Consider the following 12,735-nt stretch of genomic DNA (forward strand, 5'->3'; position numbering starts at 1 on the left):
GAGAGGGACCACCGCAAAGCTCGCCAGCTGCAGCGAACGGCCAGCGCAGTGATCCCGCGAGCGAAAGAACGCCGCAGGAAGCTCGGCAGTTGCGTGGAAAGGCCAGTGCAGTGAGGCCGCGGGTGAGGGGCCACCGCGGGGAGGCTGGGTGCCGCCGGTGCCAGGATTGGTGCGGGTCCGGGGATTGCTTGCGGCGGGTTCGCCGACCGATCGGGCGTCGGAGGATGGCGGGCTTCGTCGATCATGCGGGTGGTGTTGTGGGTGTAGGCCCGCAGCCGGTGGCTGCGGGCCTTTCCCGTGTTCGGTTGTGTCACGCCGCGAAGGGCAGTGGCTGATGCAGGTTGTTGCGCCTGGGTTTTCGACGCTTGTCCAGGAACACCGGGGGTAGGAATTCGGGGTGGCCGTCGGTCGCGAGGCGGACCTGCCAACCCGAGCGGTGCATGAGGCGGTGATGGTGGGCGCAAAGCAGGACCAGGTTGGCGAGGTCCGTGGGGCCGCCGTTGGCCCAGTGGCGGATGTGGTGGCCTTGACAGTGCCGCGGTGGGCGGTGACAGCCGGGGAAGGCGCAGCCTCGGTCACGTAAGAACAGGGCCCGGCGGAGGCCGGGTGAGATCAGGCGGCGAGCTCTACCCAAGTCCAGGGGTTCGCTGCTGGCGCCCAAAACGGACGGGATCAGTTTGCAGTCGCAGGCGTGGATGCGGGCCTCGACCGCGGAGATCAGGCCGGTGTCGCCCAGGGTCGCCTGGCCGAGGCCGGATTGCAGGTCGGCGAGGGAGACGGCGACTAGGACGTGGGCGCGTTCACCGGCCTGCGTGGGCAGCTCTGGGGAGTTGAGCGCGAGGTCGATGGCGTCGGAGAAGGCGTCGCCGTAGCGTTCCTGCGGGGAACGGAAGTCTCCGCCGTCGTCGGCAGTACGGCGTTCGGCCAAGGCATCGAGCAGGGCGCTGGCTCGGGTGCCGGTTTCGTCGTCGAACCGGCCGGTGAGTTCCCAGGTTCCGGTGCGCCTGCGGCGTAACGAGAGTTCGCGGGCCGGGGTGGCGGGCTCGACATCGACCGGCTCGGCGCCGTCAGGGTCGAGGTGGGCCAGGATCCGGGTGCCGAGCGCCGCGACTTGTTTGTGGCCTGCGTCGACGGCGAAGGCGAGCAGGTCTTGTTCGGCGGAGTCGCGGTGTTCGAGGGGGATGGGGGTGAGGGCGGTGATGATGGTGTCGATCATCGGCGTGCTCAGGGCACCCGTCAGGGCGGCAGCGCCGGTGGCGGGGGCGAGAGCGGGCGTGGCGTCGAGGGTGTGCGCAGAGGTGAGAGCGAGGGCTCGGGTGACCGTGCGCTGGGCGGCTGCGTGGGGAATGTCGGCGAGGTGTTCGAGTAAGCGGGCAACCGAGCGGTAGCCGAACAGTTCCATCACGCCACGCGACTCGATTTCCACCAGCAGAGTCCCGATTTCCGCCTCGGCAGACCGCACAACGGTGAGCAGCCCACGGAGACGGTCGGCCAAAGCCTCCGCGTCCGTCTGCCACACCGCTTCTCTGTCCACACAACAAGATTACCCGACACCCGAACATCTGTTCATCACTCGATCAGGCGAACAAAGCCGGAGCGAGAATCGGAGCCAGCCGGTCGGCGATCTTCGTGTGGCCCCCGTCGTTCGGGTGGCCGTCGCCGTCCGCGTAGTCCATTCCCGTTGTCAGCCAGCCTTCCGTGGTGATGAACCGGACCTTCGGGTCGCCCGTCGCCGCGACCGCGTTCTTCGTCTCCGTCACGTACCGCTTCTTCAACGTCTCGAACGCGAACAGCGTCGCGTTCGGGTACTTCGCCCTGATGTCCCGCAGCAGCTTCGTGTACGCCGCCTGGAAAGCCGGTCCGCTGACACCGTGCCCGGCGTCGTTGGTGCCGAGGTTGATCACCACCGCCGTCGCCTGGTAGCGCGTGAAGTCCCAGGCCGTGTCGCCCGTGCTGTCCGTGCGGAAGAACTGCGCCGCCTGCCCGACACAGCCCGACGCCGCCACCAGGCAGTAGCCGGAACGCGCGATCTGCTTGTGGCGCACCCCGAGCCGCTCCCCCACCTGCCAGCCGTACGCGGAAAGCGCCAGTTTGCTCGTCAGCGCGCCGTACGTGATCGAGTCGCCGACGAACTCCAGCAGCTTCGGCGGCGGTGTCACCGGCGCCGTCGACGCTCCCGCGTCCAGGCCCAGGCCCTGGAAGATCGTGTCGCCGGACCGGTAGGACAGCCGCAGTGAATGCGTGCCGGCGGGCAGTGCCGACGGCGTCAGCGGGACCGTCCCCTTCACCCCGGCGAAGAACACGTCGGGGCCGTTGTCGATGCTCGCGTAGAAGTTCACCGCCGCCCGGGCCTTCACCTTCACCGTCGTGCCGGTGAACTTCGCCGTGACGTACGCGCCGGCCCAGTGCGGGACCGCGCCGGCGGACTCGGTGGTCCACCGGCCGGTGTAGGCGAGGTTCGCGTCGGTGACCGGGACGTCCGCGGCCGCCGCCGGGGCGAGCGACACCGACGCCACCGCGGCGATCGTCAGGAACAGGCGCATGACGGGGACTCCCGAATTCAGTAGACGTAGGGCCAGCCGGCGCTGTCGTAGCCGATGAGGTTGATGCCGAGCTTGCCCGTCTGCGGCGTCGCGTCGGAGTAGTAATAGTGGTAGACCAGCACGTCCGCGTCGGTGTCGTGCAGCACAGCCACGTGGCCGGGGCCGTGGACGTCGCCGTGGCTCGCCAGGATCTGCGTGCCGCCGCCCGCGGTCAGCCGGACGCCGTTGCGGTCGGTGTACGGACCGGTGATCGACGTCGACCGGCCGGCCATCACGCGGTACGTGCTCTTCGTGCCCTGGCAGCACGAGTCCCACGAAACGAACAGGTAGAAGTAGCTCCCATGCTGCACGATGTACGGCGCTTCCTCGGCCGTCGTGCTGCCCGTGCGCTGCGCGATGCTGCGCAACGCGGTGTCCGTCGTGCTGCGCTTCCCGGTCGCCGGGTCCAGCCGGTACACCTTGATGCCCGTCCACCACGAGCCGAAGCTCAGCCACCAGCGGCCGCCCGAATCGACGAACAGGTTCGGGTCGATCGCGTTGTAGTCGTCGCTGGTGCTCGTCTGTGTGACGATGCCCTGGTTGGTCCAGCTGCCCGGCAACCCCGTCGGGCTGGTGGCCAGGAAGATCGCCGAATTGCGCGAGCCGAACGTCGAAGCCGCGTAGTACAGGTAGTACCGGCCGTTGTGGAACGAGATGTCCGGCGCCCACAGGTAACCCGGGTGGGCCGGGTCGGTGAAGGGTGCCGTCCACGGCGCGCCGCCCGGCCACACCGAGCCGATCTTCGTGAAGTGGATGCGGTCGGTCGAACGGCGGATCTGCAGGTACTGATCGGTCGAGTAGAGCAGGTAGCTGCCGTCCGCCGCGCGGATCATCGACGGGTCGTGGACCGCCGTGACGTCCCCGGTGACGTACCCCGGGTCCGGGTAGGTGGCGGCCTGGGCGGCGGGTGCGCTCAGCAGGGCGGCGGCCAGGACGGCGAGCAGGCGGGGCAGGCTCATGAGGTGTCCTCGCAGTCGATGGGGTTTCCGGGTCAGTGCACGGGGTTCCACCCGTCGCCGCCCGCGAGGTAGCGCTGCGCGGTGAAGTTCGCGGCCTGCGCGGCGGGGAGCTGCGGCCGGTCGGTGCCGGTGCCCGCGCCGGGTCCCGTGTTGCGGTATTCGAAGAACCGGGCGTCCTTCCACGAGAAGCCCGACATGTCCGTCCACGGCGTCGCCTTGATCGCCGCCGGCAGGATGGTCTCGCGGATGACGACCTGCGCGATCGCGTCGACGTCGCCGCTCGGGTGCCACGGCCGCCCCAGGTAGAAGCTGGCGTTCGCGGCCGGGCTGAGCACCCGGCTGCCCACGATCAGGAAGCCGTACGGGTTGGTCCGGCGGGTGCTGGCCGCGGTCAGGTAGCCGTTCGGGTTCGAACCGCGGTCGAGCGCGGTGATCGTCGCCCGGTCGAACACCGCGGTCGCGCGCCCGAAGAGGAAGTCGACGTCGCCGCTGATCGAGCAGTTCCGGTAGTACTGGCGGCCGGTCGTGCCCACGGCCGCGGTGTCGGCGTAGAGCGTGTCCTGGTGCCCGAGGAAGGTGACGTCGTCGAAGACCATCCGGTCGCCGGTGGTCTTGACCGCGACGGCCTGGGTGGCGGTGATCTCCGGGTGGGCCTTGCGGTCGAAGGAGTTGCGGAAGGTCAGCGCCGTCGCGGTGAAGCCGTTCGCGGCGATCGTCGCGGTCGCGCTGCCCGTCGTGCCGTAGGTCGAGCCGTCCGGCTTCTTCGTCCCGCTGGCGTTGTCGTAGTCGACGACGACGTCCGACGCCTTGCCGGTGGTGCCCCGCAGGGTCACCCCGGTCTTGGCCGCGGGCACGGTGATCACCTCGCGGTAGGTGCCGGGTTTCACCGACACGGTGCCGCCGGCCGACACGGCGTCGATCCCGGCTTGGACGGTGCTGTGCGTGCCGGTGCCGTCCTTGGCCACGACGACGTTGACGACCGCGGCCCCGGCCGGCGGGGCGGCCAGCGCCGTCCCCGCGAGCGCCGAAGCGACGAGCAGGGTCTTGAGCATGACGCCTCCCTGGGAGCGCCGCGGGTGCCGGACGGCGGCCGGCACCCGCGGCGCGGCTCGGACTACCGGTAGGTGATGTTGGCGCTGGTGTAGAGGCAGTTCGTCGCATCGGGGCCGCTGCCGGTCTTCGTCGGCTCGCCGCTGGTGACGCCCTTGTACTTCTGGCAGGGCTCGATCTTGCGGCTCGAATCGCCGACGATCGTGATCCGCGTCAGCTTCGCGGTGTCGCCGTAGTTCGTGTTGATGCCGACCAGCGCCTTGCCCGGCACGGTGGCCGTGACGTTGTCGACGACGACGTTGCGCTTGTACTGCGTCTTGCAGTTGCCGCAGGAGCGGTACAGCTTGCCGAAGTCGTTGACCTCGAAGTTCCGGATGTACATGGTGCCCGGGCCGTTGTGCTGGAAGACCTTGTCCGACGCCTTGCGGGCACCGCCGCCGTCGATCGTCATGGTCTGCGAGGCGGAGGTGCCCTTGAAGGTCGCCGCGTCCTCGCCGACGTCCTCCCACCAGACGTTGAGCAGCGTGCAGGTGCCGAGGCAGTGCACGCCGTCGGCGGCCGGACTGCCCAGGACGACGTTCTTCAGCGTGGTGCCGTTGGCGAGCTGGAACAACGGGTCCTGGCCCTCGTCCTGGCCGCCGGACCCGAGGTCGCCGGTGCCGTAGAACCGCTTGAGCCCGCCGTCGTAGGTGCCGCTGGTGACCTTGATCGTCGCGCCGACCGGCACGTTCGTGCTGGGGCTCGGCCAGGTGGCGGCCGACGCGGTCGCGCCGGTGCCGGCCGCCGCCGAAACCACGAGCGCGGCCACGGCGGCCACCCGGATCATCCGGGAAATCACTGGGGAAACCATTCATCACTCCCTGGTCTGATTCTTCAATCGGCGCTGACGAAACGTCCGACCGGGTTGTGAAAGCGCTTTCTCGCCACTGAGTTTCGGGTTGCGGACAGTCCGTGTCAATGTCGTTCGCCGCTGCGCCGGGCAAGTCGCCCGGATGGTCGCCGCCCGCGCGGGTTTTCAGAAAACACCGAAAGTGTCGAACGGTCAGCGCGCGGGCCCGGCGCCGGTGAGCACCCGCGCCGGGACCTGCCACGCCGGGTCGAGCCGGTCCACCAGGGCCGGCGTCCACCCGACGTCGGGGCCGAGGTCCGGGTCGTTGGCCGCGTTGTACTCGGCCAGCAGGTCCACCGGCCGCGGCCACGCGGTACCCGTCGCGACCAGGGTGCCGGTCGCGTGCAGCACCGTGCCCTTCCAGTACTCGACGAGCGCGCCCAGCGGTACCGACGCCGGGATCCGGAAGAAGTTGTCCTCCGCGTAGATCCGGGATTCCACGCCGACCCCGAGCGAATACGTGTAGGCCGCCGCGTCCCGCACCGCGTACAGGTTGTCGTAGACGTGCACCTGCCCGTACCGGACCCGCGGCGCGCGCTGCCCGATCTCGGAAAAGAGGTTGTGGTGCACCGTGACGCGCAGCTTGCCCACGTCGTGGGTGGGCTTGTCGGTGTTGCCGATCAGCATCGTCTTGTCGTGGTCGTGCAGCCGGTTGTACGACACGGTCACCAGGTCCGACCCGTTCACGATGTCGAGCAGGCCGTCGTGGACCTCGTACTCGCGCCCGAAGTAGGTCGGCTGCCGGTCGTTCCCGCCGTCGCCGAAGTCGTTGTGGTCCACCCAGACGTGCGTCGCGCCGACCAGGTCGACGTTGTCGTACTCGGAGTTCCAGTTGCCGTCGGCGCCGTCGAGGGGGTCCCACTGCGGGAAGCAGTCGTGCGCGTCGGCGAAGCCCAGGTTCCGCAGGATCACGTTGTCGCCGGTCACGCGCAGCGTCAGCCCGTGCAGTGTGGCGTGGTCGCCGATGATCGTCGTGTTCGGCCCGACGTCGAGGACCACCTGCGCCGCCTGGTTGGCCTGGGACCGGGCGCGTGCCTCCTCCAGGGGCCCGGACGGCTCGACCTTGCCCCAGGTGGCCGGGTCGTACGCCGCCAGGTAGGCGGGCAGGGTGTAACCGGGGTCGGCGAAATCGGTGCAGCTCATCGGCCGGTCCCGGTCGTCCGCGTTGCCCTCGATCGTGCCGCGGACGCGGATGATCTTCGGCGCGCCCGGGTCGGCCGCCAGCGCGGCGACGAGTTCGGAGCGCTTGGTCACCGTGCGGATGCCGGCGGCGGCCGCTCCCCCGGTCGTCCCGGTGGTCGCCGCGGCCCAGCCGTCGCGCGCGCCGAGCACGACGCGGCCGGGGTCGTGCCCGTGCGCGGACGCGGGCGCGGCCGCGCAGGTGAGTCCGATCAGGGCGAGGCACCCCGCGAAAGCCTTCCAGCGCATGGCAGTCCTTTCACTCGGCCGCCCGGGCCGCGAGCTCGGACAGCCGGGCGGGGTCCGGATCGCCGTCGACGACGACGAGGTGGTGGGTCAGCGTCAGTTCGCCGCCGGGTTCGAACAGCCACGGCCGGTGGTAGGTGGCGGCGAAGCTGACCACCGGGAACGGCTCGGCCCGGACGTACCAGGCCGTCGGGTACGCGGGGTTGGCCGGGCTGTCGGCGAACAGCAGCGTCGAGGTCCGCAGGCTGACGTCGTGCCGTCCGGTGAAGGCGAGCCACGGCGCCCGGTGCCCCATCGCGCCGGCCGCGCTCCGGCCGTCCGGGGTCCGGACTTCGCCGCCGACGAACGAGCGCGGCCCGCGCCAGAACAGCCCGCCGTAGCCGGCCGTGTCCCGCCCTTCGGTGACCGGGCTGCCCCAGCGCAGTTCGCGGCCGCTGGTGTTGCGCAGCCGGCTGGTCCAGGTGAGCGTCCAGTGCCCGCCGTCGACGTCGACGTCCCCGAAGCGCAGCGTGCGGTGCTCGGTGAGCCAGCGACGGCCGGCCGCGGTGCGCCAGGCCAGCTCGTGCCGCAGTTCGCAGTGCCCGGGCGCGGACACCCGGCTCTCCCAGCGGACGTGACCGACGGTGCCGTTGTTGTCGAGCGGGGTGTACCCGCGGCCGCGCACGTAGGTGCGCCCGCCCCAGAAGTTCTCGCCCGAGAGGTGGGCCATCGTGAACTGCAGGCCGTTGTGCCAGGTGTGGTCGTGCGGCCGGACCGCGGTCACGACCTCTCCCGCGGTGGTGCGCAGCGGGTGCAGGTACGGCTTCGGCGAGTCCCCCGCCGGGGTCGGCGGCGCGACCACGTACTCGGCGAGGTCGAGCTCGCCGAGGCGGACCCGCACCCGGCCGTCGCCGGCTTCGGCCGGCGCGAGCGTCCCGTCCCCGACCGCCGCCCGGCTCACGCCGGGTCCCCGAGCTCGGCGAGCAGTTCCGCGACGGCGACCGGTCGTCCGGTCGCCAGTGACCGGTTGGCGGCCAGCCCGGTGAGCAGCGCCGCCAGCCCGGCGTCGTGGCCGGCCGCGCAGCCGAGCGCGTCCGGCTCGGCGTCCCCGAGCAGCTCGGCGAGCATCCGCTCGTCCCCGCCACCGTGCCCGTCGCCGAGGACCTGGTCGAGCACGACTTCGGGCGGCGCCCAGAGCCGTTGCAGCGTCAGCCGGGCGCGGCCGGGTTCGGGCACCACGCCGGGCGGGAGGTCCGCGACGGACTTGGCCGCGCCCACGGCGTGCTCGTTCTCGCGGACGTCGAGCTCCAGCCGTCCCTCGCTGCCGGAGAAGGCGACCCGGTAGCCCTCGCGGGGTGAATACGCGTGGAGGTGGTAGTTCAGCACCGCGCCGCCCCGGTGGCGGACGAGCACCGACAGGTCGTCCTCGATCGTGATGCCGGGCGCGAAGACCGCGCGGTCGCGGAGGTAGCCGTCCTCGGCCTCGGCGTCGCGGTAGAGGGCGCGCAGCCGGGGCGAGCGGTCGAGGTCGAGCGCGAACGGGTCGCCGGTGGTCCCGCTGCCCCGCGCGTAGTCCGTACGCTGTCCGTGCCGCCGCCCGTTTTCCTCGCCGTAGAAGAACAGCCGGCCCAGCGCGAAGACCGTCTCGGGCCCGCGGCCGAGCCACCAGTTGACGAGGTCGAAGTGGTGCCCGGACTTGTGCACGAGCAGGCCGCCGGAGTTCGCCTTGTCGCGGTGCCAGCGGCGGAAGTAGTCGGCGCCGTGCGCGGTGTCGAGCAGCCAGCTGAACTCGACCGAGCCGATCTCCCCGATCGCGCCCGCCGCCAGGAGTTCCCGGACCCGGCGGTGCACCGGGTTGTAGCGGTAGTTGAAGGTGACGCGCACCGAACGCCCCGTTTCGCGCCGGGCGGTGAGGATCCGGCGGGCGCCGTCGACGTCGGTGGTCATCGGCTTTTCGGTGACGACGTCGCAGCCGGCCTCGAGCGCGGCGACGACGTAGTCCGCGTGCGTGTGGTCCGGCGTGCACACCACGACGACGTCGATGCGCTCCTTCGCGAGCATCGCGGTGAAGTCGCCGGGCCGGTAGCAGGGCACCGCCGTGCCCAGCCAGCCGTTGTGGACGCGCATGCGGGTCTCGTTGGTGTCGCAGAAGGCGGCGAGTTCCGCCCGCGGCGACCCGGCCAGCGCGCCGGCGAACAGCCCGGCCCGCGAGCCCAGGCCGACGATCGCGTACCTACGCACCACCATCACCTCTCTTCCCGGCGCGGCTCCCGGCGCCGATCCAGGGCAGAGCGAGTTCGGAGAAGAGGGCGAGCCGCCCGGCGGCGTCGTCGACCGCCGCGTCGACGCCCGGGACGACGTAGTGCCGGTCGGGGCCGGTGCCGGCGGTCCGGACCCACTCGGCGGGCAGCGGCCGCGGTTCGGGTGCGTCGCGGACCGCCTCGACCAGCGCGGTGAAGGCGCGGGTCGCGGCCAGGGGCGCCCGCAGCGCCACGCCGTCGCGCAGGTGCTCGACGAGGTTGACCAGGAGGTCTTCGGGCGGCTCCACCGGCACCGGGGTGCCGCGGATCTCGACGACGTCGGTCTTGTAGTCCCAGCGGATCCGCCCTTCGGTGCCGTGCACGAGGACGTAGGGCTGGTGGTCGGCCTCGGCGGCGAGCGTGGCCGCGACGACGACGTCCGGCGCGCCGGCGAAGGCGAGCCGCGCGCAGGCGGTGTCGTCGGATTCGATGGCGCGGGCCCGGTACAGCTCGACGCCGACGTGGTCCGGGAGCAGTCCGGCGGTGCCGTTGAGCAGCAGAGCGGTCGCCACGGCGTGCGCGAAGGGGTTGGTCAGGGAGCCGTCCACGACCGGCTGCCCGCCGACGCGCCGCCGTCCCGCCCACTCGGCCCGCCCGAAGTACCGGTCCCGCCGGATCCACGCCCCGGCGGCGGCGATCCCGGTGACCGTCCCGATCTCACCGCGCCCGATCGCCGCGCGGATCAGCGGGACGGCGGCCGAGCCGAAGCTCTGGAACCCGGTCTGGCAGGCGAGGCCGCGGTCACGGGTGAGCCGCTCGAGCTCGCCGAAGCCCGCGAGGTCGAGCACCGGGGGCTTCTCGACCAGCAGGTGACAGCCGGCTGCGAGCGCACGCCGGGCGAGGGCGAGGTGGGTGTGCGGCGGCGTGGCCACGACGGCGATGTCCGCCCCCGCGACGAGGTCCCCGGGATCGGTGGTCAGCTTCGCGTGGTCCGGGAGCAGCGCGCGGGCTTCGTCGGGCGGTTCCCGGACGTCGCAGGCCCCGGCGAGGACGATCTCGCCGCGGTCGTGGAGCGCGCGGGCCCGGCGCAGGTGGGTGAGTGCGTGCCCGGCGGTCCCGAAGACGACGACGGCGGGGATCACGATCGCCTGCCGGTCGCGACGGCGGCGAGGCAAAGCGGCCCGGGGACGACGAACGCGAGGATGGGGAGCATCCAGACGAGGACCGCGCAGAGGAGGATCGCCCCGGCGAGGAGCGCGGCGCTGCCGGGAGCGGCCGGGGTTTCCCGCGCGGCGGCGAGGCCGGCGCGGAGCCAGGACGCGGACCCGCGCCGAGCCGCGGCCGGGCCATTCGCGCCCGTCTCTCCCCGCGCCAGGGCACCGGCCATCGCCGGCGAGCCCGCTGCCGAGTCGCGGGTGGCCACCACCTCACAGGTCCGCACCGCGATCACCAGCGCCACGCCGGCCAGCACCCCCAGTACCGGCCGGAGCACGCGCCCTCCCGGCAGCGAGCCCGCCACCTCCAGGTCCACCGCGAACAGCACGGCCGCCAGCACCGCGAGCCCGCCGAACACCACCCCGCCGCGGGCGGCCGCGCGGAAGTCGGCCCAGAACGTCGTCCACAGTGGACCGCCCACGCCGCGCCCGGACCGCTCGATCGCGCGGCAGCCCGCCGCCAGGGCCGGGGCCGCCGTCACCACCGGCACGGACGCCAGTGCCACCAGCACCCCTGCCAGGAGGCAGTCCGAGAACTCCCCCAGTCCACCCCGCCAAGTCGCTTCGCGCATCCTCACCCCTTCAGGCCGCTCGTGCTCACGCCCTCCACCAGCAGGCGCTGGAAGGCGAGGAAGAAGAGCACGATGGGGACCAGCGCGAGCGCGGACATCGCGAACATCGCGCCGAAGTCGGACTGGCTGCTGGTGTCCACGAACAGCCGCAGCCCCAGCGGAACCGTGAACTTCTCCGTGTCGTTCAGGTACACCATCTGCGTGAAGAAGTCGTTCCACGTCCAGATGAACGTGAAGATCGACGTCGTCACCAGCGCCGGTTTCGACAGCGGCAGCACCACGTGCCAGAACGTCCGGTACACCGAACAGCCGTCGATGATCGCGGCTTCGTCGAGCTCCCGCGGGATGCCGCGCATGAACTGCACGATCAGGAACACGAAGAACGCCTCGGTCGCCAGCAGCTTCGGCAGGATCAGCGGGACGAACGTGTTGACCAGGCCGGCCTGCTGGAAGATCACGTACTGCGGGATCAGCGTCACGTGGTAGGGCAGCATCAGCGTCGTGATCATGAACGCGAACAGTGCGCCGCGGAACCGGAAGTTCAACCGGGCGAAGGCGTACGCCGCCAGGGAGCACGAAAGCACGTTGGCCGCCACCGACAACCCGGCCACCAGGAAGGAGTTCAGGAAGAAGCGGCCGAACCCGACGTCCGCCGCGCCCTCCCAGCCCTTCGTGTAGCCGTCGAAGACGAAGCGGGTCGGCAGCAGCGCCAGCCTCGAGAGGATCTCGTCCGGCGGCTTGACCGACGCGAACGCCAGCCACACCAGCGGGTACAGCACCACGGCCACGATCACCAGGCACAGCGCGTGCCGGCCGAACGAGCGGGCCGGGCGGGGCAGTGTGGTCATCGGCGCTCCCCCGTGCCTTCCGCGTCGTCGTAGAACACCCACAGCTTCGCGGTGCGGAACACGATCGCCGTGACGATCGCGATCACCACCAGCAGCACCCACGCCATCGCCGACGCGTAACCCATCCGGAAGTCCTGGAAGCCGACCTCGAACAGGTAGAGGGTGTAGAACAGGTCCGCGTCGGCTGGGCCGCCGCGGCCGCCGCCGATGACGAACGCCGGGGTGAACGCCTGGAACGCGTGGATGGCCTCCATCACCAGATTGAAGAAGATCACCGGCGAGAGCATCGGCAGCGTGATGTGCCGGAAGCGGCGGAACGCGCCCGCGCCGTCGATCGCCGCCGCCTCGTGCAGCTCCGCCGGGATCTGCTTGAGCCCGGCCAGGAAGATCACCATCGGCGCGCCGAACTGCCACACCCCGAGCAGCACGATCGACGCCAGGCTGAACTGCGGGTCGTCGACCCAGCTCGGCGTGTGCCAGCCGAAGAACGCCAGCGCCTCGTTCACCGGGCCGCCGCCCATGAACAGCGCCCGCCACACGAGCGCCGCCGCGACGCTCGCGCCGAGCAGCGACGGTGCGTAGAACGCGGCCCGGTAGAAGCCGTTGGCCCCGCGGCGGGTGTTGAGCAGCATCGCCACCAGCAGCGACACCGTCAGCTTCAGCGGCACCGAGACCAGGACGTAGATCAGCGTGACCTTCACCGACTGCAGGTAGCGGTCGTCGTCGGTGAACATGTGCGTGAAGTTGCCGAAGCCGACCCAGTCCGGTGCGGTGAACATGTCGTAGTCGGTGAACGACAGGTACAGCGAGACGACCATCGGGCCGACGGTGAGCGCCACCGCGCCGAGCAGCCACGGCGTCAGGAACGCGAAGGCCTCCGGCTGGCTCTTGCGACGGCGGCCCGGCCGGTCCCGGCGCCGGGGGCGCACGGTCGCCGGGGCGAGCGGCGGGTCCGGGGTGCGCACGGTCGTCATCGG

The 12,735-nt window shown here is 71.5% G+C and carries 12 protein-coding genes; all 12 read right to left on the bottom strand.

What is annotated here, in order from left to right; genetic code table 11:
- Positions 1 to 310 precede the first annotated feature (310 nt).
- The 12 genes from AB0B33_RS10240 to AB0B33_RS10295 all read right to left on the bottom strand — a co-directional run bounded on the left by AB0B33_RS10240 (position 311) and on the right by AB0B33_RS10295 (position 12,732).
- Positions 311 to 1,534, bottom strand: a complete 1,224-nt coding sequence (locus tag AB0B33_RS10240) for a DUF222 domain-containing protein (protein ID WP_360769242.1) — start codon at positions 1,532 to 1,534, stop codon at positions 311 to 313.
- Between the two features lie 43 nt (positions 1,535 to 1,577).
- Positions 1,578 to 2,543 (bottom strand): GDSL-type esterase/lipase family protein, encoded by a 966-nt coding sequence (locus tag AB0B33_RS10245; protein ID WP_360769245.1) that lies wholly within the window; start codon positions 2,541 to 2,543, stop codon positions 1,578 to 1,580.
- A 17-nt stretch (positions 2,544 to 2,560) separates the two neighbouring features.
- The gene (locus AB0B33_RS10250) at positions 2,561 to 3,541 is read right to left on the bottom strand and encodes an arabinan endo-1,5-alpha-L-arabinosidase (protein WP_360769248.1); all 981 of its coding nucleotides are present in this window, start codon (positions 3,539 to 3,541) and stop codon (positions 2,561 to 2,563) included.
- Between the two features lie 32 nt (positions 3,542 to 3,573).
- Entirely contained in the window at positions 3,574 to 4,593 is a 1,020-nt protein-coding gene (locus AB0B33_RS10255; protein ID WP_360769250.1) for a pectinesterase family protein, read from the bottom strand.
- Between the two features lie 62 nt (positions 4,594 to 4,655).
- Positions 4,656 to 5,426 carry a pectate lyase gene (locus tag AB0B33_RS10260; protein WP_360769508.1) on the bottom strand — a complete coding sequence of 257 codons (771 nt, stop codon included), beginning with the start codon at positions 5,424 to 5,426 and terminating at the stop codon, positions 4,656 to 4,658.
- Between the two features lie 207 nt (positions 5,427 to 5,633).
- On the bottom strand, positions 5,634 to 6,908 hold the full coding sequence (locus AB0B33_RS10265; RefSeq protein ID WP_360769253.1) for a pectate lyase: 1,275 nt from the start codon (positions 6,906 to 6,908) through the stop codon (positions 5,634 to 5,636).
- A 10-nt stretch (positions 6,909 to 6,918) separates the two neighbouring features.
- Complete coding sequence (locus AB0B33_RS10270) at positions 6,919 to 7,845, bottom strand: PmoA family protein (protein WP_247023652.1); 927 nt, start codon at positions 7,843 to 7,845, stop codon at positions 6,919 to 6,921.
- Positions 7,842 to 9,131 (bottom strand): Gfo/Idh/MocA family oxidoreductase, encoded by a 1,290-nt coding sequence (locus AB0B33_RS10275; RefSeq protein ID WP_360769256.1) that lies wholly within the window; start codon positions 9,129 to 9,131, stop codon positions 7,842 to 7,844. Before AB0B33_RS10275 ends, AB0B33_RS10270 begins: the two co-directional genes overlap by 4 nt.
- Positions 9,118 to 10,266: a Gfo/Idh/MocA family oxidoreductase gene (locus AB0B33_RS10280; protein WP_360769259.1), complete on the bottom strand. Its 1,149-nt coding sequence runs from the start codon at positions 10,264 to 10,266 to the stop codon at positions 9,118 to 9,120. The genes AB0B33_RS10275 and AB0B33_RS10280 overlap by 14 nt, the downstream gene beginning before the upstream one ends.
- Positions 10,263 to 10,910, bottom strand: a complete 648-nt coding sequence (locus AB0B33_RS10285; RefSeq protein ID WP_360769262.1) for a YesL family protein — start codon at positions 10,908 to 10,910, stop codon at positions 10,263 to 10,265. The genes AB0B33_RS10280 and AB0B33_RS10285 overlap by 4 nt, the downstream gene beginning before the upstream one ends.
- A gap of 2 nt (positions 10,911 to 10,912) precedes the next feature.
- Positions 10,913 to 11,758: a carbohydrate ABC transporter permease gene (locus AB0B33_RS10290; protein ID WP_360769265.1), complete on the bottom strand. Its 846-nt coding sequence runs from the start codon at positions 11,756 to 11,758 to the stop codon at positions 10,913 to 10,915.
- On the bottom strand, positions 11,755 to 12,732 hold the full coding sequence (locus AB0B33_RS10295; protein ID WP_360769268.1) for a sugar ABC transporter permease: 978 nt from the start codon (positions 12,730 to 12,732) through the stop codon (positions 11,755 to 11,757). The genes AB0B33_RS10290 and AB0B33_RS10295 overlap by 4 nt, the downstream gene beginning before the upstream one ends.
- Between the last annotated feature and the right edge of the window lie 3 nt (positions 12,733 to 12,735).

The organism is Amycolatopsis sp. NPDC049159 (genome assembly GCF_040648295.1).
Taxonomy (GTDB): domain Bacteria; phylum Actinomycetota; class Actinomycetes; order Mycobacteriales; family Pseudonocardiaceae; genus Amycolatopsis; species Amycolatopsis pretoriensis_A.

Excerpts from the sequence above, each read along its gene's own strand:
- AB0B33_RS10245 (WP_360769245.1), bottom strand. The coding sequence starts at position 2,543 with ATGCGCCTGTTCCTGACGATCGCCGCGGTGGCGTCGGTGTCGCTCGCC.
- AB0B33_RS10250 (WP_360769248.1), bottom strand. The coding sequence starts at position 3,541 with ATGAGCCTGCCCCGCCTGCTCGCCGTCCTGGCCGCCGCCCTGCTGAGC.
- AB0B33_RS10255 (WP_360769250.1), bottom strand. The coding sequence starts at position 4,593 with ATGCTCAAGACCCTGCTCGTCGCTTCGGCGCTCGCGGGGACGGCGCTG.
- AB0B33_RS10265 (WP_360769253.1), bottom strand. The coding sequence starts at position 6,908 with ATGCGCTGGAAGGCTTTCGCGGGGTGCCTCGCCCTGATCGGACTCACC.
- AB0B33_RS10275 (WP_360769256.1), bottom strand. The coding sequence starts at position 9,131 with ATGGTGGTGCGTAGGTACGCGATCGTCGGCCTGGGCTCGCGGGCCGGG.
- AB0B33_RS10285 (WP_360769262.1), bottom strand. The coding sequence starts at position 10,910 with ATGCGCGAAGCGACTTGGCGGGGTGGACTGGGGGAGTTCTCGGACTGC.
- AB0B33_RS10290 (WP_360769265.1), bottom strand. The coding sequence starts at position 11,758 with ATGACCACACTGCCCCGCCCGGCCCGCTCGTTCGGCCGGCACGCGCTG.
- AB0B33_RS10295 (WP_360769268.1), bottom strand. The coding sequence starts at position 12,732 with ATGACGACCGTGCGCACCCCGGACCCGCCGCTCGCCCCGGCGACCGTG.